Consider the following 22444-nt stretch of genomic DNA (forward strand, 5'->3'; position numbering starts at 1 on the left):
ATAAGCCTATTTTTTCAAAATTTGAAATTTTTTACATATGTGCTGTTCACGTATATTTTTTGGTATAATTTTCACGCTTCTGATGGGTATCGGTTGTCGTTTAGCTGAAGCCCAAATCCTGGTAGGACCCAAGGTTGGAGTGCAATACGGCTGGATAGGTTTGGATAATGACGTAGATAAGTCTTTTCTGAATACGTCTCCGGCCATCGGCATGCACGCAGGTGGTGTGGCTATTTTCCGTGTAAGGGAAAGGTTCTATTTACACACAGAATTGCTTTATGAATTCAGACAGCAGGTAATTACCGGTGAATTAGATGAATTACTGCGGAGTAATACAACAGCGCATTATATACAATTACCTATAAGCTTTAAAATAAATTTCAAAAGTTCAATCAGTAATCTGAAGTATCAGTGGTTCGCAGGAGCCGGACCGAATCTTAACTACTGGATAGGTGGTAGTACGAAGCTGGAGTCGAGTGAGCTGGATGAAATTGACCAGTCTCCATCGCGTTACAAAATAGCCTTTAAGGCCATTCCCGACGAGAATACGGATCCGGAAAAGCTTTATATTGAAGACGCCAACAGAATGCAGCTGGGTGTAAATGCCGTTGGCGGTCTCATGTTTGAACCGCAGACTGGAACTGCTTTTATTGTTGATATTCGGTTTGACTATGGCCATTCCTTTTTTGCGCGAAAGGATTACGGCTATTTTCCCGGGTTGCTGGACTATTCTGAACCGACACGTGCCCGCTATATGGCCATTAAATTAGGTCTTACCTATGTATTTGACACCAAGGTTTCGGAAAGCCGCAAAGGCAAGAGTACAGTCAAAGATCGAAAAAGAAAATAATCAATCTTCTTCCAGCAATTCGAGGATATCAGCGAGTTCATCATAATCCTTGTAACCTGCTCTTATTTCATCCCCGCCTTTAAGCGCAATTCCGGCCAGAGGCAGCTCCTCAAAGAGACTTTCAACATTTGATGCTGAAATACCCGCACCGAGCAGTATAGGGTAATCCGCGCTTAGCGACTTAATTTTTTCTTTTTGGGCTGTGCTCAGATTATCTGACTGGTCGTCCTCAAGAAGCAAATAGGAAACCCCTGTATGCTGAGGAACCGTTTGAATTTTATTCAATTGCCATTTCAGAATTATAGGAATGTCGATATGTGACAGTTCCTTTAGAAATTGAGCATTTGTAATCTGGATATAATCCGGTTTACAGAGGGATATAATCTCCAGAATGCGGTTTGTTTCCGGATGTTCAAATTCAGCCACAAATTCCGGCCCGGAAACCCAGGAAGTAATTTCAGCATATTTTTCTGTAGAAAGCGGGCTGTCGCTGTCGAGATGAAATCCCATAAGTGCAACACCCATACCTGCTCCGTAGCGGGCATCCGACAGGTTGTTTACATTACTTAATTTAACCGTATGTTTCAGTGCCATGATTTCCTTTAATTATGGCAAAGATGGCCCTTTTTAGGAAAAATTATGAGTGAATCAATCGAAATGTACTGATAATTGATACTGTGAATTTGCTATATTTAATCCCGAAAGAGAACCTGAACGGTTCTTTTAGATTTTTTGCCATGAAGAAATATGCTTTTTATTTCGCTCTTATAGTAATCCTGGGGTCCTGTTCCTCATCTATTGATCCGGACCCCCAATTTACCGGGCAGGATTTCTTTCCTCTTGAAATTGGACGTTTTGTGGAGTATAATGTAACACACACCATATATCCGGTGAACGGGGCGCCCGTTACAGATCAATTCGTGCTCCGACAGGAAATAGTTGATACGATCAATAATCAGGCGGGCGGTTTAACCTATGTTCTTTATCGATGGAGAAGAGATCAGGAAAGCGATCCCTGGCAGTTTGTGGCCACGTGGTCGGCGCGCCTCGAGAATAACAGAATTGTGATTAATGAAGGCAACACGCCCTTCATTAAAATTTCCCTTCCAGCCCGTAATGAGCTGATGTGGAACGGAAATGCGCTGAACTCAATGCAGGAAGATAATTATGTGCTTACCGGTCTGGATTTACCGTATTCATTACCTGACCAGTCGGCAATACCCTCGATGACTGTAATTCAGGAGGAGTTTGATGATCTTGTAATTGGAGAACGAGATATCCGCCGGGAAATTTATGGCAGGAATGTTGGGTTACTGAAAAGGGAAATTATAAGCCTTGCTCTTTGTCCCATTGGTGAATGCCCGAATGAAGAAGTAATCGAAGGAGGATTTGAGTACACAGAAACCATACGATCATATGGATTGTCGCAATAACATACTGGTTCTAATTTTACTGATGATGGTTACCGGTGTATCGGCACAGGACCGTTATGTGGTATACTTTACGGATAAAGCTAATAATACATATTCACTGGAATCCCCGGAAGAATTTCTGTCGGATCGTTCATTGTCAAGGCGTTCACGTCAGGGAATCAATTTGGTTGAAGCCGATCTGCCTGTTACTGAAAGTTATTTGAATACCCTCAGGGGGCTGGGTATCAGGCCGTATTATGCGAGTAAATGGCTCAATGCCGCATTAATCCAGGTTTTCCCGGAAGAATTAACGGCCGTGGAATCGTTGCCGTTTGTATCCGGTATTGAATTGGTTGCGAATGATCCCCAATTACCAACCGGAGGGAGGGTTGCTACACCTGATGATGTCACGGGAACTACTGACCGGGGTAATATTGCGCATGAATGGCACGGAATAAACCGGATCCATGAGAACAGGAATTTTGGGGCTGCCATGCGGATTGCGGTAATGGATGCAAATTTCTTCAATGTAAATATATTGCCTGAGTTTGCCCATTTGTTCAACAACCAGCAACTGATCATGGCAGAAAATATTGTGAATGGTAACAACGACGTTTATCAGGGCCCTTACAATCATGGAACCCGCGTATTGTCCATTCTGGCAGGCATGAAAGGTGAGGAGTTCATTGGTATTGCACCGGAAAGTGAGTACATGCTGTTTCAAACTGAAGATGGGCCCACGGAAAATCGTGTGGAAGAATTTAACTGGACGGTGGCTGCAGAAAAGGCAGACAGCGCTGGTGCAGATGTCATAACCTCTTCTCTGGGATATAGTTACGGTTATTCAGACCCTTCCATGAATTATACCTATGAGGATATGGATGGTCAGACCACCATGATCAGCAGGGCGGCTAAGCGAGCTGTTGAGACCGGGATGGTCGTAGTTTCAAGCGCCGGGAATGAAGGGAACTCTGGCTGGAGATTTATCACAGCTCCGGCAGATGTCGAAAATGTACTCGCGGTGGGGGCAGTGGCAAGCGATTCGATGAGGGCCTCGTTTAGCTCCTTCGGTCCGACGTTTGATGGACGGACAAAACCTGATATTGTTTCTTTGGGTGTTCAGACACCTCAGATCAATCACCTGGGTCAGGTTATCGGGGGAAACGGCACATCCTTTTCAGCCCCTGTTATTGCGGGGTTTGCGGCATTACTTTGGCAGGAATATCCTGACCTTACCAATTTAGAACTCCTGGACCTGATCAGAAATTCAGGACATTTGTCGGGCTCCCCATCCAATGAATACGGATATGGAATTCCTAATATTCAGATAGTGCTTGGCAATGAAGAGTTGCATGACAATCAGCCGGTGATTTATCCAAATCCAGCAACGGATATTATTTTCTGGCGCGGTGAGATCCGGTATGATGAGATTAGTATACATAATCTTCAGGGCCAGCGTTTGGAAACCAGGATAAACATTTCCGACAATTCAATTCAGGTTGATCATCTCCCGGACGGTGTTTATATACTTACGTTGGTGTCTGGAAGTTCAGTAGAACAGATTCGTTTTGTTAAAAAATAGGTGCTTATATTTGATCGTATGAAGATTCCAATGATTGCCCCATCCGTTTTGGCTTCAGATTTTGCCAATATCCAGAAAGAAGTGGAAATGCTCAATCAAAGTGAGGCCGACTGGATTCATGTGGATGTAATGGACGGGAGATTTGTTCCGAATATTTCATTTGGTATACCTGTAACCGAAGCGATCAGACGACATGCCCATAAACCTTTGGACGTTCACCTGATGATTGAGGAGCCTGAGCGGTACGTTGAGGATTTTTTTGAGGCCGGGGCAGCGGTAATTACCGTTCATTATGAGGCTTGCCGACATCTTCATCGAAATATTCAGCAGATCAAGGCACTGGATTGCAAAGCGGGAGTCGCTCTTAATCCGCATACACCGGTCGCTTTGCTGGAAGATATAATCGGTGATCTTGATCTGGTATTGATCATGTCGGTTAATCCGGGGTTTGGCGGACAGACGTTCATTCCAAATACCTTAAAAAAGATTGAGCAAATGCGCGAGATCATTGTAGATGCCAATGCAACGGCACTGATCGAAGTGGATGGCGGTGTTAATCTTGAAAATGCCCGGGATCTGATTGAGGCTGGTGCGGATGTTTTGGTTGCCGGCAGCTTTGTGTTCAAATCTGAAAATCCCATGGAAACCATCTGGTCACTTAAAAGCGTTTAACTACGACTCATGCGTTCTTTCTTTGTGACCCTGGGTTTTATCTTATTTTTAGCTTTAGATAGTCAGTCACAAGTATCTGTAATACAAGGTATTGTAACGGATAGTTCTGGAATAGAACTTTCGGATGTAACGATCAGGATCTTAAATACAGACCGGGGTACAATTTCAGATGACGCAGGCAGGTACAGGCTCACAGTTCCCGCTGATTCCCTTATAGATCTTGAGTTCCGCTATGTTGGGTATTCTGTAGTAGTTGAAAAGATTCGGCTTGCAGATCGCCAGGTTATGGAATTGAATATTACGCTGTTTAAATCAACGGCGGTTTTATCGGATGTGGTAATCAAGGATGATGAACTTCGCAATGAGACAAGCCTGACAGTTATTGATCCGAAAACAATACAGGCATTACCCAGTGCATTTGGGGATTTCAACCGGATTCTTGTAACACTGCCGGGTGTAGTAAGCAATAATGAGCTCTCATCTTCCTATTCGGTACGGGGCGGTAGTTTTGATGAGAATCTTGTTTATGTGAACGACATTCCAATCTACAGGCCTTTTCTTATCAGCAACGGTCAGCAGGAAGGTCTGAGTTTTATAAATCCAGACCTTGTGAGTGCTGTACGTTTTTCTTCGGGAGGGTGGCAGCCTAAATACGGGGACAAGCTCTCCTCGGTGCTCAATGTTCAATATAAGCAGCCTGAATCATTCGGAGCTTCCGCGAGTTTGAGTTTACTCGGAGGATCGGCCCACGTAGAGGGTGCGACTGGTCGGGTGACCTATGTTGCCGGAGCCCGGCACAAATCTTCCCGATATTTGTTGAATACGCTTGAGACGGCAGCCGGTTACCGACCCAGATTTACAGATTTGCAGGCATATGTAACCATCAGGATGGACAAGAAACCGCGTATTAAATCTCCTGTTCTCGGGATTCTTGCTTCCTACGGCCGAAACAGGTACCAGGTGAGGCCTGAGACGCGTACTTCAGAATTTGGCACCTTCAATCAGCCATTACGGTTTACAGTGGCATTTGTGGGACGGGAGTTACTGGAATATGATACGTACCAGGCTGGGTTGAAATATTCCTCCTGGATCCGCGACAATTGGAAGTCTGATGTCATTGTGTCTGGGGTGAAGGCCTTCGAGCGGGAATACACAAATATTGAAGGCGGTTATCGTTTGTGTGATGTTGACAACCAGATTGGCAGCCCTTCCTTTAACGAATGTGTAACAACACGTGGTATAGGAACCCAGTTTGATTATGGCCGCAACACATTGACGGCCAATCTTTTTTCACTGGAAACCCGACAATCAATTTTACTTGACAACCGGGATGAACTTAATTTTGGTGCGGGTGGCGCCTATCAGTATTTTGACGATTATCTGAATGAATATGAATTCACCGATTCGTCCGGATATGTGGTGGGAGTTGAGCAGCGGTTTTCAGATAATATCCTTGAAAACGGTCAATTATTTGGGTTTGTCCAATATGCCTGGAATCCAGATCCAAATTTCTCAATGACCGGCGGGATTCGGCTCACGTATACTACCCTGAATAAACAGTTTCTGGTAAGTCCGAGAATCCAATTTTCCTATGCACCTGACTGGGAACGTGATGTGGTTTTTAAACTTGCAACGGGCATGTATCAGCAACCGCCTTTTTATCGCGAATTTCGTGCCCTGGATGGATCTATCAATTCGCAGGTGGAGGCACAGTCTTCATTGCATCTGATTGGTGGAATGGACTACAGTTTTCAATGGTGGGGCAGGCCCTTTTCCTTTATTGCCGAAGCCTATTACAAGCACCTGTGGAATGTGAATCCATATGATGTCGATAATGTAAAGACGCGCTATTATGCTACCAATGATGCCAGGGCATTTGCGACGGGAGTTGATTTGCGCGTCAGTGGTGAATTCATTCCCGGAACCCAATCCTGGTTCAGTTTGGGGATATTGAAAACGATGGAAGATGTGGCCGGCGACGGTCGCGGGTATATTCGAAGACCAACGGATCAGCGAATCAATGTGGCCATACAGTTTGAAGATCACATACCCAATGATCCGAGGACACGCGTTAACCTGAATTTGTTTTTTGGATCTGGTTTACCATTCGGCCCGCCAGGAAATATTGAGTACAGAAATGTTTTTGATGGTGAGAGTTACCGTCGTATTGATATTGGTTTTACACGTCTGATTTATCTAAAAAAAGGCAGGGAGGACGAACAACTGCAGATTTCAGTTGAGGTGCTGAATTTGCTGGGAAGTGATAACCCGATTAGCTATCTATTTATTTCTGATTACGATGGAAATCAGTTTGCCGTACCTAATTCCCTGTCAGCCAGGTTCCTGAATTTGAGGTTAAGTTTGCGCCTGTTTTAACCTTTTTTACGTTTTTCTTGTTAAAAATGAGGTGTCTGCCTTAAATTTAAGGTTTGAACAAATTTAATCAGTAACTCTAATCCTAAATCAGCAAGAAATGAAGAAAGTAAGTTTAATGGTAGCAGTGATGTCGGTGCTGCTCGCAGGCGTGGTAAATGCTCAGGAAATCAGTAACGAGAACCTCCGAAGATATGCGATCATGATGGAAACTGTGGATGCGATGAAGCAGGAAATAAGTGATCTCACCAATGAGATGATCAAAAACCAGGAAGGCATGGATGGAAAGCGCTATCTGGAACTTGCCAAGGCCGGAGGAGACGAAGCAAAGCTTGAAGCTGCTGGTGCCAAGGATTATGAAAAGAAATTTATGGAATTGGTTACCAACATGCAGGATGAGCGGAAACAGGCTATCTCAGATGTAGTGTCGATCATGGCAACTAAGATGCTTCCTGATGGTGGTAAGGTATACAAAGAGATCAAATCTGCTGTTGACTCTGATCCAGAGGTGAAGGCCCGATATGAGGCTATTCAGAAGGCGATCAATTCTGCAGCGGATGCAGGAGCATAATTCCTGATTGCTTAAAGAAATACGTAAGAAAGGCGCCCAATGATGGCGCCTTTTTTTTATGGTGTTCTCTGTGGTTGAATTTATTTCAACAGGGTAAATTGAAGTTTTAATTTCCCAGTGTATATTGTCAAAAAAAAATTATGTTTTCTGAATACGAAGTAGGTACACTCATAGAAATTCCGGAGATCTCGGTTGCTCTTACGCCTTTGAAAGAAGAGTTTATCAGGCATGAAGCTTCGATGCTTGAGATCTCGGATCACGATTTTTTGGCGTTGGTACTTATGACTCCTTCTGTAGGGGTTGCCCTGGCAAATGGCAGCATCAGCTTATTTGAAGAGCTTGCATTGAATAAGATGTGCCGGCGCATGTCGCAGGGCGGCTTCTTTCTGAAAACAGATCCGGTTGTTCACGCAATGAAATATCTGATCAAGGCATTTGACCGCTGGGAAGACCCGTTTTTTGATATGATCCGGTTAACCATGGATGTTTCCTTTGATCGGAATGTGCTTCAGAATGAAAGCCGCCGTGATTTTGCGGATCCTTTAAAAATCTTCATCCAGGACCTGATGAACGTTCCGCATATCTTTGTGAATTTTCTGAGCTCCTTTGTACTGACAGATGAATCACTCACCGTAGGTGAACGCAGTATATCCGGGGTTGAGTTTGAGAAGCTGAAAGATATTGGAAATAGGCTTGAATTAACGCAGTACCCGGTATTTCAGTCTTTTTTAGGTACATTTACTGTGAAATAGGTACATTGTAGCAAATTCTGGACATAATAATTTTTACTTTTGGCTGTTGTAACATCAGCTATGCATACTAGACGGGGTACCATACCAATTTTTTTCCGTACCATGCTGATGGTGGTTTTTGTATTTTCAGCCACCCATCTTTCGGCACAGGACGACCGGGATGTTTCCATTCCGCTGGATCACTTTTATGCCAAACCGGTAAATGGCGGACTGCGTAATTTTCTCAGCAAATTTCACTTCAGCCTCTCGACTGGTTATGGGCAGACATTCTATAAACAGGATCTGTCTGATTTTGCAGTATTGCAACAGCCTGATTCCATGCCGGTCATTTTTGAGGGGGGAGGCCAGTCTGTTCCCGCATCCATAAACGGATACCGATACTGGTTCAACAGGGCAGATCCCTCAGGAAGCAGGAACTATAATGCAGCCAATGACTTTATTGTACAGGGTGACAGTGCCGGTCTCGCATTTCAGGGTCGTGGCTGGAGCATTCCTCTAAATGTTTCAGTGCATTTTGAGTTTAACCGCTATAAAGTTGGCGGAGGTTTCATCATGGAATATCATCGGCCAGGTGAAATGGCTCCAAATCGTTTTGGTGATCGTATCAATTCCTACAGTCCGGATTTTAATTCTACCTTCTATAAAAAGTATTATTTTCTATTTGGTGCCAAGCTGTATCGTTATCAGTATTTCGTTCTCAGCGCAGATGCCCATATTGGTGGATTCAGCCTCTCCAGGAAGTTTGATAAAACACAAGTGACCAAGGGGGTGTATATGAATGTCGGGCTTACTGTGGAACGGGAATTATCAGAGTACGTTCGTTTATTTGCAAGGCCCAGTTATGACCTGAAGTCATTTACACTGAATATGCCGGAAAGCGGTCTCTCCCTGAAGACCAATATGAATGCATGGTTTCTCAATGTGGGGATCACCTACAGAATCCCCGAATTAAAGCGGTGCTTTATCAAGGAATGCCGCACGCAGGTCAACCACCAGCATGGTAACATGGAATACAGAAGTCGGGTGCATCCCTGGTATAAAAAACAAAATCCACACCATGGGGAGAACTATCCAAGCCTGATCAAATACAAGCGCAAGAACAAGAAAAAAATGAATCCATATTGATGGATGACAGGCCGGACAATTAGCCCGGCTAAATATGATTTTTGCTCCTCATAAATAATGGATGCTTGCCAAAATTTGCGTAAGTTTGCGGTTGATTTAATCATACAAGTTGTAACTCAAATTTATGGCGGACGAAACGCAAGATGACAGCCTGGAAAACCAGGATGAAAGGCCCAAAGGAAGACAAGGAATCATACCCATAAATATCGAAGATGAGATGCGCGGAGCGTACATAGATTATTCTATGTCGGTCATCATCTCACGAGCTCTCCCGGATGTCAGAGACGGACTAAAACCTGTTCACAGGCGAATCCTGTACGGAATGCTTGAGCTGGGTGTTAATTACAACAAGTCCTATAAAAAATCTGCCCGTATTGTTGGGGAAGTACTTGGTAAGTATCACCCGCATGGTGATGGCGCTGTTTACGATTCAATGGTGCGAATGGCCCAGGATTGGTCACTTCGCTATACACTAGTAGACGGCCAGGGTAACTTTGGTAGTATTGACGGGGATTCCCCGGCAGCGATGCGTTACACAGAGGCCCGATTGAAAAGGATAGCCGAAGAATTGCTTTCGGATATCAATAAGGAAACGGTTGACTATCAGCCTAACTTTGATGATTCACTAAAGGAACCAACAGTACTTCCCGGAAAAATCCCCAACTTGTTGCTCAACGGTGCTTCAGGGATCGCTGTAGGTATGGCCACCAATATGCCGCCTCACAACCTGCGTGAAGTTTGTGCAGGTATTCAGGCCTACATTGATAACAATGACATTACAATTGCCGAATTGATGCAGTTCGTAACCGCTCCAGATTTTCCTACTGGCGGAACGATCTACGGATACAAAGGTGTAAAGGATGCGTTTGAAACCGGACGTGGTCGCATTGTGATGCGCGCTAAATCGGAGATTGTAACGACAAAAACAGGGAAGGAGCAGATCATCATCAACGAGATTCCATACATGGTTAATAAAGCCAGTATGATCGAAAAAACCGCTGCGTTGGTGAATGATAAGCGTATAGAAGGGATTTCTGCCATCAGGGATGAATCTGACAGGTCGGGCCTGAGGATCGTTTATGATCTTAAAAAGGATGCTATTCCGAATATTGTTTTAAATCACCTTTATAAATATACTCAGCTGCAGTCTTCTTTCGGAGTGAACAATATTGCTCTTGTGAAGGGACGTCCGCAGACACTGAATCTCAAAGACCTGATCCGTCATTTTGTGGATCATCGCCACGAGGTTGTAATTCGACGTACACAATATGACCTGAATGAAGCGGAACGTCGTGCGCACATTCTTCAGGGGTACCTCATTGCGCTGGATAATCTGGATGCAGTTATAAAACTCATCCGTGAATCAAGGGATCCCGAGATTGCGAAGGCAGGCCTGATGGAGAATTTTGACCTGAGTGATATACAGGCCAAGGCAATCCTTGAAATGCGTCTTCAGCGATTAACGGGTCTGGAACGTGAAAAGATTCAGAAAGAGTACGAAGAGGTAATGGAACTTATCGATCGGCTGAAGTTCATTCTGGAAAATGAAAGCGAACGGATGAAGATCATTAAGGATGAATTAACGGAGCTTTCTGATCGTTATGGTGATGATCGCAGAACAGATATTGTACATAGCGCTGATGACCTGACCGTTGAGGATATGATCCCGAACGATGATATGGTGATCACCATTTCCCACGAGGGCTATATTAAACGTACACCACTCATCGAATACAGAACGCAGTCGAGGGGCGGAGTGGGTTCGCGCGGTGTAACAACAAAGCAGGATGATTTTACTGAACACCTGTTTGTGGCCCAGGCACATAATTATTTGCTCATCTTCACTGAATTCGGTAAAGTTTTCTGGAAGAAAGTATACGGAATTCCTGAAGGAGGGAAGACTTCAAAAGGTCGTGCTATTCAGAACCTGATCAATATTGAACCGGGTGATAAGGTGCGTACTGTTATAAATGTACAGGACCTCAATGATGAGGAGTATATCAATAACAATTATCTTGTTATGTGTACCGAAAATGGTACCATCAAGAAGACGACACTGGAAGCATATTCAAGGCCGAGATCAAATGGAATCAATGCGATCACTGTTCGCGAAGGGGATAAGCTCCTTGAGGTAAAACTGACAAATGGTGATAATCATATCATCATTGCGAAGAGCGGAGGCAAGGCCATCCATTTCCATGAATCCGATGCACGTCCGATGGGACGTACTGCAGCGGGTGTCCGTGGTGTTACTCTCGAAGGAGACGAAAAGGTAATCGGCATGGTTTGTGTTTCCAGAGAGGATGCAAACTTGCTGGTTGTTTCTGAAAAAGGATATGGCAAACGTTCACTTATCGATGACTACAGGATCACCCGTCGTGGTGGTAAGGGAGTCAAAACCCTGAACGTTACTGAAAAAACTGGCAAACTTGTTGCTATTAAGGAAGTAGTCGATTCTGATGATCTGATGATTATAAATAAATCGGGCATCACGATTCGACTCGAAGTTGCTTCATTACGTGTGATGGGACGTGCTACGCAAGGCGTACGACTTATCAAGCTTAATAATGATGATGAGATTTCTTCTGTCGAAAAAATCGAGAATATCGAGGGTGACGAGGATATTGAAGATCAGGAAAATGGTGAATCACCGGATAATAATGGGGATTCAACGGAAGGAAGTGACACAAATGTTCAAAATGAAGAATAAAAAATTAAATTAGTAATTAGAATTAAGTACGTTATGAAAAGACTCCTTATAATGTTGGCAGTGATCGTCGTAGCTGGCGTATCCTACGGACAGAAAAAGCCAAAGGTTAATCAGGCAATTAAGGCGATGCAGGATGGTAACCTGGGAGAAGCCAAAGAAATCATTGATGCAGCCGCAGAATATGAAAAACTGAAAGATGACGGCAAAACCTGGTATTATCGTGCACTTATCTATGCATCGTTGGATACCACTTCAAATGCTGAATACCAGAACCTGGTGAATGATCCGTTGGCCGTTGCAATGGCTTCGTTTAATAAAGCCGATGAATTGAATACAGGTAACAGCGATTACTTCCTTTCTGACCCCTTAACGGGTTTTCCTACACCCAGATCACAACAAGTTGAGATGTTATGGGCTTATTACCTGAATAAAGGTGTGGAAGCTTATCAGAATGATGATATCGAAGGCGCTGTATATAACTTTGAGCGAACAACCCTTGTTCAGCCTGAAGATACAACCGGATATATATATGCTGCCAGTGCTGCTCAGGCGATGCAGGATTATGATCGCGCATTACAGCACTATTACACCCTGATAAATGATCTGAACTACAAAACTGCAGACATCTATAATGCCTTACTTTACATTGAAATCCAGGTAAACAAGGACAATGAAAAAGCGTTGGAACTGGCTCGTGAAGCCAAGGAAGAATTTCCTGAAGACAGCCGTTTCGCCAAGACAGAGATCAATCTGTTGATCCAGATGGGTAAGGCTGACGAGGCACGTGCAGGACTTGAATCAGCAATTGCTGCAGAACCGGACAATCCGGACCTTTATTTCTCATTGGGTGTGATGAATGAAGAACTCGGTGATAAGGATGCTGCGTTAAATGCTTACCAGAAATCTGTTGAGGTAGATCCGAACTACTTTAACGGAAATTACAATATGGCAGTATTGAAATATAACCAGGCGGTTGAACTGGTCAAAGCCCGTAATAATCTTGGCATCTCTTCTGCAGATCAGAAAAAGGCCCGGGAAATGGATTCAGAGATCAACACCCGACTTAAAGAGGCTTTGCCTGTTTGGGAAAAAGTGAATGAATTGGAACCAAACAACAGAAAAACACTGGAAACGCTTCAGTACCTTTATGTTCAGCTGAAAATGAACGACAAAGCTGTCGCCATTGCTGAACAGCTGGATGCCCTTCCTGAATAAAATAATACATTTGAATCGTATGAGAAAACCGCCCGCAAGGCGGTTTTTTTTATGTCATAGTATTCAAATCAGCGCAATCCATTTACTTAAAGTAATATTTCATAATACGATACATAAACCACAATAAATGAGGACCTTCTATTAATTTTTTAATTATCTTATCCCCCAATCGTGTCATTTCACCGAATTCTCAGGAATAAAGTAGAAAATGTGAAAAGATTCAGGAGTACTATACCCAGGTAAAAGTATATATCTAATGGACAATATTCTGTAACGATGGGGCGAAGTGGGCTGGCAATTATTTTAATCTTACTGAGCATCGCCGGATGTTCTGTTTACTCGGTGAATACCGGGGAAGCGGAAGAGTCTGTTTATAAGATAAATGAATGGGTGTTTGTTAAGGGCTCCTGGCAGATCGGGGAAGAAGCAGGAATTCTGGTTGATGTACCTCATAAGTGGCCAAATAAGACCATGAGTACATTTGGTCATGGAATGTATCAAACAACAGTTAACGTTCCGGACAACATCCGGGAACTTGCCGTTTTATTGCCAAACATCTTATCAGCCTACACAATACTGATTAATGATAATGTACTCATTTCAGGCGGGAAGCCCTCCATAAGTGCTGAAGAAGAGAAAGTAAGAATTCCGCGGGGAGTGATCCATATTCCGGATCAATACTATCGTAAAGGAGAAGCGACGGAAATTAAAATTCTGGTGAGTAATCACAGCTATCATGTTGGTGGATTTATAGGCCCATTCATTTATGGCGAGCACAGTTTTCTAATTCAGAAAAGTGTAAGAAAAACACTCTTTGCGGGGATCCAGTGTGGTGCTCTTGCCCTGATGAGTATATTTCTATTTGTTTATTACATATTTCGGAAAAAGGATTCGTACATCCTGTTCTTTTCAGTATTGAGTTTCGGCTTAATGCTTCGGATTCTGTTTTCAGGAGAACAGCTGATTGCCGGTTATCTCCCGTCTGTGGACGGAGTGAATTTACTGAAGATCACCCTCATTACTTTTTACCTGGGTATCACCCTCAACTACGCAGTTTTAGCAGGCCTTTTCCCGCGCTTAATTCCACGGTGGTCGCAGCGTATCGTTTGGATGATAGGACTGTTGAGTGTTGCGCTCGTAGTTCTTTTGCCGCTTCGAATCAGTAGTTTTTCAGTTCCGTTCTTCCAATTATTCTCGGTAGTAGCAGGTGTCTTTCTGATTTATTTCACTTTTAAGGCAGCTATGCAGCACCGGGAGGGCGCTAAAACGGTTTTGGTGGGGGGTATGGTTGCTTTCCTGTTTCTAATTAATGATATCCTGTTTAATGCGAGGATCATCGACACAGGGGACTGGAGTGGATGGGGTGTGGTAATATACTTGTTTCTGATTGTTGTAGTGATTTCCAGACGCTTTTCAAGTGCTATGGAAAATGAGGAAGGTCTGTTGCAACGACTGAATTACCTTAATAAAAGCCTGGAACAGCGCGTTAAGGAGCGGACCAGGAAGATTGAAGAATATCAGCGTCAAATTGAAGAAGAAGCCCGAACGTTCCGGATGTCGAATGATGAGCTAAAGAAGTCACATGAGGAAGAGCAATCCATGATCAGGGTGATGATACACGACCTGCAGTCTCCGTTTAATAAGATAAAGGGTCTGGCCCAGATCATGCGAATGAACACACAATTTAAGGGGCAGGAGGAAAGTGAGTTAAATGACATGATTCTTAAGATTGCTGAAGAGGGAAAGCATCTTATCGATGACCTCAATGTACTTACCATGTATGAGTCCCACCTGAACGATGTTGAAAGCTTTGTACAGACAAGTATAAATGACTTGCTGGAAGATTGTGTCAAGGCTCATGCCGCCTATGCAAGTAGTAAGAATATATCTGTCCGTTATCATGGTCATCACCAGGTCTATTCATGGATTAACCCCAATATGCTGAGCCGGATCATTGATAATCTCCTTTCCAATGCGATCAAATTTTCACCTCAGGAATCAAAAGTGGATGTGGAACTTATTCGGAGAGCACAGGAATATGAGATTGTTGTGAAGGATGAGGGGCCCGGATTTACCGAAGCTGATAGGAAGAAAATCTTTGGTAAATTTCAAAAGCTGTCAGCCCGTCCTACACAGGGCGAGTCCAGTACCGGTCTGGGCTTGAGTATTGTTAAAAACCTCACTGAGCTTATGGGAGGCAGGATCAGCGTGAAGTCTGCCCGGGGTGAAGGTGCAACCTTTACACTTATATTTCCTGTCAGGCATGCTGAAGAAAGAATTGATGTGTCAGGCAATTGATCCTTTGCGCTTGTAGACACATTCCATCAGGCAAATTGAAGTTTTATGGATTAAAGTTGTAGGAACACTGGCTTATATCTTCACCGGCTTTTACGGTTAGATTGAAACTGCTATATTCCGGAATGAAATTGAATATAATTGTAATCCTGTTTAGCATTTGCCTGATAACTGCATGTTCCGGAAATCAGTCTACTCAGGAAGAGGCCCCACCTGAAGTGGAAGAAATGACATCAAACCAACCAGCCGGTTTTTATATCGGGACTTATACCAATGGGATAAGTGAAGGAATCTATTATGCGACCTTTGATCCGGGCGACGGAAGCATGCGAGATTTAAAACTGGCAGTGGAAGCTGGAAATCCATCCTTTTTAACCCTGAGTTCCAACGGATCATACCTTTATTCAGTAAATGAGAGCTTATCTGAATCTGGTGAATCAGCACTTATGGCCTATGAAGTCCAAAGCCCTGGTAAACTGCTCCCCATCGACACAACATCGAGCAAGGGTACATATGCCTGTTATATTGCAACAGATAATGCTGGTCAGTTTGTGCTCTCGGCAAATTACGGATCCGGAAATGTTATTTCAGCCGCGATATCGTCCGGGGGAGGCTTCCTCGAAAAGTCATGGGTGAAACAACATGAGGGCTCTGGTCCGAACGCTTCCCGGCAGGAAGGCCCGCATGCGCACAGCATCATATTAGATCCGGCCGAAAGGTATGCCCTGGCAGCCGATCTGGGGACCGATAAAATCATGATATATGCTGTTGGATCAGATGGCGCCCTGGTGGAGAATTCACCTGCGTTTGCTGAAGCGGCGCCGGGTGCAGGGCCAAGGCATATCGCTTTCCATCCGAATGGAAATGTGGTGTACGTGATCAATGAACTGAATGCGACCATTACGGCGTATGACTACGATGCAGAAAGCGGTCTCATGAGTGAGCGTCAAACGGTTAATACATTGCCTGAAGGATTCTCCGGGGATAATAAATGTGCCGACATTCATGTACATCCGAATGGCCGGCTTCTTTTCGGATCAAACCGTGGTCACGACAGTATCGTAAGCTTCGTGATTGAAGATGATGGCAGCCTGAGTCTGGCCGATTTCTTCACCGATGGAGTAAAATGGCCCAGAAATTTTGCAATTAGTCCGGACGGCGGATACCTTCTGATCGCTAATGAACAAGGAAACTCCATTGTTAGCGCAAAGGTTGATCAGGAAACCGGTATGATGGAAGCAACAGGTAAACGAATCGAGGTGGGCGCACCGGTTTGTATCGAATTCGAATAAAATTTGAATGTAAGGAGTGAATTGTGGGATATTTAATTCACTGACGGTATTTTTGCACCAGAAATAAACCCAAATGCCGAAATCAAACTATACAATTGCTGTTATTCAGCTAAACCTGAATAATACGCCGGAAAATAATCTGAAAAAGTGCCTTCAGTGGGTCAGGGATGCTGCCACACAAGGAGCAGAGGTTATTCTGATCCCCGAACTTTATAGCAGCCATTATTTCTGTCAGAGTGAAAATGTCGAAAACTTTAAATACGCAGAAACGCTCGACGGACCATCCTTTGAGGCCTTTAGCAAATTGGCCAAAGATCTTGGGGTAGTAATTATTGTGCCGTTCTTTGAAAAGCGCATGGCGGGAATATATCACAACAGTGCATATATCATTGATACTGATGGAAGTCGGGCGGGGCTTTATCGTAAAATGCATATTCCGGACGACCCGCATTTCTATGAAAAATTTTACTTTACACCCGGCGATTTGGGTTTTCAGGCTATTGAAACCCGGAAAGGAAAAGTGGGGACGTTGATCTGCTGGGATCAGTGGTATCCGGAAGCCGCCCGAATCACCACCCTGAAAGGCGCTGAGGTCTTATTCTATCCAACAGCGATCGGCTGGCACCCTTCTGAAAAGGAGGAATTTGGGGTTAATCAGCATGGTGCCTGGATGAATGTAATGAAAGGTCATGCTGTAGCCAACGGGGTATATGTGGCCGCTGCCAACAGGATCGGATTGGAGAAATATGTGCCCGGAACCGATGGTATCGAATTCTGGGGGAGTTCGTTCATTGCGGGGCCTCAGGGTGAAATCCTGGCGCAGGCTTCCCATGATATGGAAGAAATATTACTGGCAGAAGTTGATCTCTCATTACAGGAGAATGTTCGCCAGAACTGGCCCTTTTTCCGGGACCGCCGCATCGATGCGTTTGGAGATTTAACAAAGCGGGCCATCGACTGATATGAGTGACTATCGTTTTCCGGCGGAATGGGAGCACCAGGAAGGAGTATTATTATGCTTTCCGCACAATGGTAATGACTGGCCCGGTAAATACGAAGCCGTTAAATGGGATTTTGTAGAATTTATCAAGAAGGTAGCCCGTGTCGAGATTGTCTTTCTGGTTGTTATAGATGCAGCTTTCGAAGCCCGTGTAAATGAGTGGCTCTCAATAGCTGATGTAAACCTGAAAAATATTCGGTATATCCATCAAAAGACCAACCGGAGCTGGATGCGCGACAGCGGACCGATCATTGTAAAAAAAGGCAAGCAGCGCGTTGCTCTGAATTTTAATTTCAACGGTTGGGCGAAATATTCTAATTACCGGCTGGATAAGCATGTTCCTTCGGGAATTGCCGACATACTTGGTTTGCCCCTTGAAACAGTTCATTACAGGAATAAGCCTTTTGTGCTGGAAGGCGGTGCCATAGACTCCAACGGCAAGGGAACGCTGCTCACTTCCGAAGAATGTCTGCTGCATCCCAAAATACAGGTTCGTAACTCCGGGTTTAACAGGGAAATGTATGAAGAAGTTTTTGAACATTATCTGGGTATCAGGCAGGTTATTTGGCTTGGCGATGGAATAGAAGGCGATGATACGCACGGTCATATTGATGACCTATGCCGTTTTGTAAATGAAAATACTATCGTAACCGTTGTGGAAAAATCCACCAAAGACCGCAATCATGCTCCTTTGAAGGATAACCTTGCAAGGCTTCGGAAAGCCCGTCTCGCCGATGGGAAACAACCGGATATTGCTGAATTGCCCATGCCAAACAAGTTGATATTCGACGGGCTTAGACTACCTGCCAGTTATGCCAATTTCTTGATCATTAATTCAACAGTGCTGGTACCCGTATTCAACGACCCCAACGATCGCCTGGCCCTTGATACCCTTTCAGTATGTTTTCCCAAACGGGAAATTATTCCCATCAGCGCTATCAATCTGATCTGGGGATTTGGGACATTGCACTGTCTGAGTCAGCAGATACCCGCTAAATAACCTGGGGTAAGGAATTTTTTGACACTTCATCACTTTGACTTTCAGTCAATTAAGTTTGAAGGTGAATTGATTGGGTTGACCTGAGTTAATAATTGTAATATATTCTCTTCCCAATCAACCAACCAGCGAATGAATTATTTTGCCTCAAACCGCAGGATCATGCTGTTTTGCGCGCTTTTAATTTCAGCATGCTCCAATCCACCAGAACAAGAAAATGCAACTTTTAGTGAAGCCAGCCTTCGCCCCCTAATCGATCCTGATGTCCATGTATTTGAGAAATATGCGGTCGTTAAATTGAACCTGGTCGGAGATGTGACAATCTGGAATCCTGTACAGATTGTTCGGGGGCCTGAAAATGTAATGTATGTATCGAACAATACCGGTGAAATTTATTCGATCAGGGATACAGATAATGACGGATTGGAAGATCAGGCGTTTTTATTTTGCGATGTCAGCGAAGATGGCCTTCGTGCCCCGGCGAGCATGACGTTCAGGGACAATGCGCTTTATGTGGGTGCTTCAGATCAGATTCGCGTTTACCTGGATCAGGATAAAGATGGCCGGGCCGATTCCAGCTATGTATATTTTAGTGATATTCCCTACAGTGAACATCCGTATGAATGGACTTCAGGATTGACATTTGAGGAGAATGGTGATCTATATTTTGTTCTTACCACAGATTCATGGAATGCCAGTCCGGCGAAAGATCCTGATGGCCTGAGGGGGTCATTGTTACGATTCGACGGAAGTGAACTGGAGCAATATGCGACCGGATTGCGATCAGTGCCCAGCATGTCATTCGACGCCAGTGGGAAGCTCTTTTTTATTGATAATGAGGGGGGAGGGAACCCAACTGAAGAGTTAAATATTGCAGTTCAGAATGCGTATTACGGTCACAATCCTGAAAAGTATAAGAACCATCCTGACAAAGTTGACCCTGTGATTGATTTAACCTATGATGTGGCGCCATCAGGGATTGAATTTGCCACTCCGGATGAAACAGGACAGGATTTATTTATATCCTACTACGGACCAGGAGAACGTTGGAAGCGTGGATCCATCGGTAAAGTAAGGGTTACACGAGACGCAGACGGTAATTATACATTTGAGGAAAGGCCACTTGTAACAGATCTCCCTAAATTGTCTGACCTTGCATTGGGTGAAGATGGTAGTATTTACGTCACACAGGTTGGCCAGACAGATTACTGGTATCAGGCGCTGGATCAGCCGGATGGAGCAATTTACAGATTAATACCGGCAGAGTGGGTTGAAACGGAAGTATATGACCCTCAAAGAATTGCCCAGGAGGATGCAGATGAGTCGGTACTTGCTCTTGGCGAAAAACTATTCACTGACCGAGTATGCTTCGCCTGTCACGCGACAGACGGTAAGACTGAATTACTTGGACCCAACCTCAAGGATATTGCCAGGGTATACAATCGGGAAGAACTGTTGGAAGAGATTCTTTATCCCAATAAACGTATTAAACCCAGTATGGCCCCAACCCGCCTTGTATTGAGCAATGGTGATGTACTCGTCGGCAGAGTTGTAAATGCCGATGAAAATCAGCTTAAAATTATGGTTGTCGGAAACAAAATTTTGGATGTTTCAAGGGAAGACATTGCGGAAGAAAAGGTTGTCATGCAATCCCTTATGTACGAGGGATTACTTAACGACGCAACTGAAGAAGAAAGAAATGCGCTTCTGGATTATCTTCTCAGCTTATCGAATTCAAACAACTGATTCATTCTTAACCCATTGTTAATCAATTCAATTGGAATATGATTGCCTGATAGGGTTGGAGATTTAATTTGTTGCCTTCTGCGTTAATTTCATGGTAATTATTGATCATTATTTCTCCGGTTTCCAAACCGTTGGGAATATTGATTAACTGCCCCGTTGATGAGAAGTTAAGAATGACCAGCATAGCCTCCCCGTCCAGTTCCCTTGTGTAGGCATAGACATCCGGATGCTTGGGAGCCACCACGGTGTAATCTCCGTAAACTAGTAACGGATTGTCCTTGCGTAACTGTACCATTTTTCTGAAGTAATTCAGGCAGCTGTTAGGGTCTGAAGATTCGTTAGCGACATTGATCTCGGTAAAGTTGTCATTCACCGGAAGCCATGGTATACCGGTTGTAAAGCCGGCATGAGGGGAATCATCCCACTGCATGGGCGTTCTGCCGTTATCGCGTGAAAGAAAGTTGAGTCGTTCCATGAACGCATCCATATCAGCTCCTTCAGATAACGCTTTCTGGTAGCCGTTGATAGCTGCAATATCCCTGTACTGGGAAATGCTGTCGAAATCGATATTGGTCATTCCCAGTTCATCTCCATAATAGCAATAGGGGGTACCGCGCATTGAAAGTATGAATGTATTCAGCATCTTGGAAGAAGGCGCCCGGAATTCGGGGGAATCATTTCCATATCGGCTCACCAGGCGGGCATTATCATGATTGGCAAGGAATATGGAAATCCAGCCTTCATTTGCAAATGCGCTGTCCCATTTGGAAAATGAGTTTCGCAGTTCATCAAGGGTATAGCCATCAAGATCATTCACCAGGTCGACGCCTTCGAAGTGGTAGGCCATCTGCAGTTCATTCCTGTCGGCATCCACAAGGTCATGGGCATCCTCAAATGTACTACCGGCACCCTCCGCTACAGCGAATACATCATATTTACTGAAAACCTCATCGTACATTTCCCTCAGGTAGTCGTGCAGATAAGGGCCCATTCCATAATATTTGATTACCTCTTTTTCATAGCCTTTCGGGAACTCCGGAAAGGTTGTATCCTTTGAGGCAAACTGAAATGCATCCAGGCGAAATCCATCCACACCCTTTTCAGCCCAGAATTTCATGATGTCATATACTTCCTGGCGGACTTTCGGGTTTTCCCAGTTCAGGTCTGGTTGTTTTCTGGAGAAGTAATGGAGGTAGTAGGCATCGGTAAGTGAATCATATCGCCATGCATTTCCTTCGGGGTCAAAGAAGCTCCATCGGTAGGGGGGTGTTCCTTTTTCCGCTGGCCACCAGTGATAATAATCCCGGTAAGGATTATCGCGCGAACTCCTGGATTGGACGAACCATTCATGCTCATCGCTGCTGTGGTTCACAACTACATCCATCACGAATTTGATCCCGCGATCATGCATGCCCTGCAGCATTTCATCAAAATCTTCCATGGTGCCGAATTCAGCCATGATATCGCGGTAATCAGAAATATCATATCCGTTATCGTCGTTGGGTGAGCTGTAGATGGGATTTACCCAGACCATGGTAATGCCCAGGCTTTGGAGATAATCAAGTTTCTCAATAATGCCGCGAAGATCACCTACGCCATCACCATCTGAATCCTTGAAACTTCTTGGGTAAAGCTGGTAAATAACGGCTTCTTTCCACCAGGTTTGATCAGAAGTTTGCTTTTCAGTATTTGGTTTGTCACCGGATGAACAACCCACAAAAAGGTATACAGCCAGGACGAAAACAGAGATGGATTTCATGACGAGTCTTTTTTCTAAAGATAAAGGAATTCTGAAGGATGATCGATAGACGTATCAGCATACCGGCTTCATCGAATGATTGTTCCATTATTC

The 22444-nt window shown here is 44.2% G+C and carries 17 protein-coding genes; 15 read left to right on the plus strand and 2 right to left on the minus strand.

Translation table 11 applies throughout. The annotated features are described in order from the left end of the window. Nucleotides 1-37: 37 nt before the first annotated feature. Nucleotides 38-850 (plus strand): porin family protein, encoded by an 813-nt coding sequence (locus LDX50_RS28730; protein ID WP_225699751.1) that lies wholly within the window; start codon nucleotides 38-40, stop codon nucleotides 848-850. Here LDX50_RS28730 and trpF read toward each other — a convergent pair whose 3' ends face one another. Beyond that, on the minus strand, nucleotides 851-1444 hold the full coding sequence (gene trpF / locus LDX50_RS28735) for a phosphoribosylanthranilate isomerase (RefSeq protein ID WP_225699752.1): 594 nt from the start codon (nucleotides 1442-1444) through the stop codon (nucleotides 851-853). A 143-nt stretch (nucleotides 1445-1587) separates the two neighbouring features. Here trpF and LDX50_RS28740 point away from each other — a divergent pair, with 143 nt between their 5' ends. The 14 genes from LDX50_RS28740 to LDX50_RS28805 all read left to right on the plus strand — a co-directional run bounded on the left by LDX50_RS28740 (nucleotide 1588) and on the right by LDX50_RS28805 (nucleotide 20592). After that, a complete protein-coding gene (locus LDX50_RS28740; RefSeq protein WP_225699753.1) occupies nucleotides 1588-2283 on the plus strand; it encodes a hypothetical protein in 696 nt (231 codons plus the stop codon). Further along, complete coding sequence (locus tag LDX50_RS28745) at nucleotides 2267-3844, plus strand: S8 family peptidase (protein ID WP_225699754.1); 1578 nt, start codon at nucleotides 2267-2269, stop codon at nucleotides 3842-3844. Before LDX50_RS28740 ends, LDX50_RS28745 begins: the two co-directional genes overlap by 17 nt. 18 nt (nucleotides 3845-3862) lie before the next feature. Further along, nucleotides 3863-4516: a ribulose-phosphate 3-epimerase gene (gene rpe, locus LDX50_RS28750; RefSeq protein WP_225699755.1), complete on the plus strand. Its 654-nt coding sequence runs from the start codon at nucleotides 3863-3865 to the stop codon at nucleotides 4514-4516. Between the two features lie 9 nt (nucleotides 4517-4525). Beyond that, on the plus strand, nucleotides 4526-6892 hold the full coding sequence (locus tag LDX50_RS28755) for a TonB-dependent receptor (RefSeq protein WP_225699756.1): 2367 nt from the start codon (nucleotides 4526-4528) through the stop codon (nucleotides 6890-6892). Between the two features lie 97 nt (nucleotides 6893-6989). Next, entirely contained in the window at nucleotides 6990-7460 is a 471-nt protein-coding gene (locus LDX50_RS28760; RefSeq protein ID WP_225699757.1) for a hypothetical protein, read from the plus strand. Between the two features lie 140 nt (nucleotides 7461-7600). Continuing rightward, nucleotides 7601-8212 (plus strand): hypothetical protein, encoded by a 612-nt coding sequence (locus LDX50_RS28765; RefSeq protein WP_225699758.1) that lies wholly within the window; start codon nucleotides 7601-7603, stop codon nucleotides 8210-8212. A 60-nt stretch (nucleotides 8213-8272) separates the two neighbouring features. Next, nucleotides 8273-9337 (plus strand): hypothetical protein, encoded by a 1065-nt coding sequence (locus tag LDX50_RS28770; RefSeq protein WP_225699759.1) that lies wholly within the window; start codon nucleotides 8273-8275, stop codon nucleotides 9335-9337. A 124-nt stretch (nucleotides 9338-9461) separates the two neighbouring features. Continuing rightward, the gene (gene gyrA, locus LDX50_RS28775; protein WP_225699760.1) at nucleotides 9462-12047 is read left to right on the plus strand and encodes a DNA gyrase subunit A; all 2586 of its coding nucleotides are present in this window, start codon (nucleotides 9462-9464) and stop codon (nucleotides 12045-12047) included. Between the two features lie 33 nt (nucleotides 12048-12080). After that, nucleotides 12081-13262, plus strand: coding sequence for a tetratricopeptide repeat protein (locus tag LDX50_RS28780; RefSeq protein WP_225699761.1), 1182 nt, complete (start codon nucleotides 12081-12083; stop codon nucleotides 13260-13262). A 276-nt stretch (nucleotides 13263-13538) separates the two neighbouring features. Beyond that, entirely contained in the window at nucleotides 13539-15560 is a 2022-nt protein-coding gene (locus LDX50_RS28785; protein WP_225699762.1) for a sensor histidine kinase, read from the plus strand. 122 nt (nucleotides 15561-15682) lie between these two features. After that, nucleotides 15683-16849 carry a lactonase family protein gene (locus tag LDX50_RS28790; RefSeq protein WP_225699763.1) on the plus strand — a complete coding sequence of 389 codons (1167 nt, stop codon included), beginning with the start codon at nucleotides 15683-15685 and terminating at the stop codon, nucleotides 16847-16849. Nucleotides 16850-16922: 73 nt separating this feature from the next. Further along, entirely contained in the window at nucleotides 16923-17810 is an 888-nt protein-coding gene (locus LDX50_RS28795; RefSeq protein ID WP_225699764.1) for a carbon-nitrogen hydrolase, read from the plus strand. A 1-nt stretch (nucleotide 17811) separates the two neighbouring features. Then, complete coding sequence (locus tag LDX50_RS28800; protein ID WP_225699765.1) at nucleotides 17812-18849, plus strand: agmatine deiminase family protein; 1038 nt, start codon at nucleotides 17812-17814, stop codon at nucleotides 18847-18849. Between the two features lie 129 nt (nucleotides 18850-18978). Then, nucleotides 18979-20592 (plus strand): DUF7133 domain-containing protein, encoded by a 1614-nt coding sequence (locus LDX50_RS28805; protein WP_225699766.1) that lies wholly within the window; start codon nucleotides 18979-18981, stop codon nucleotides 20590-20592. A 22-nt stretch (nucleotides 20593-20614) separates the two neighbouring features. Here the strand turns inward: LDX50_RS28805 and LDX50_RS28810 are convergent, their stop codons facing one another. Then, on the minus strand, nucleotides 20615-22351 hold the full coding sequence (locus LDX50_RS28810) for a glycoside hydrolase family 13 protein (protein WP_225699767.1): 1737 nt from the start codon (nucleotides 22349-22351) through the stop codon (nucleotides 20615-20617). Nucleotides 22352-22444: the final 93 nt, after the last annotated feature.

The organism is Fulvivirga sedimenti, assembly GCF_020328055.1.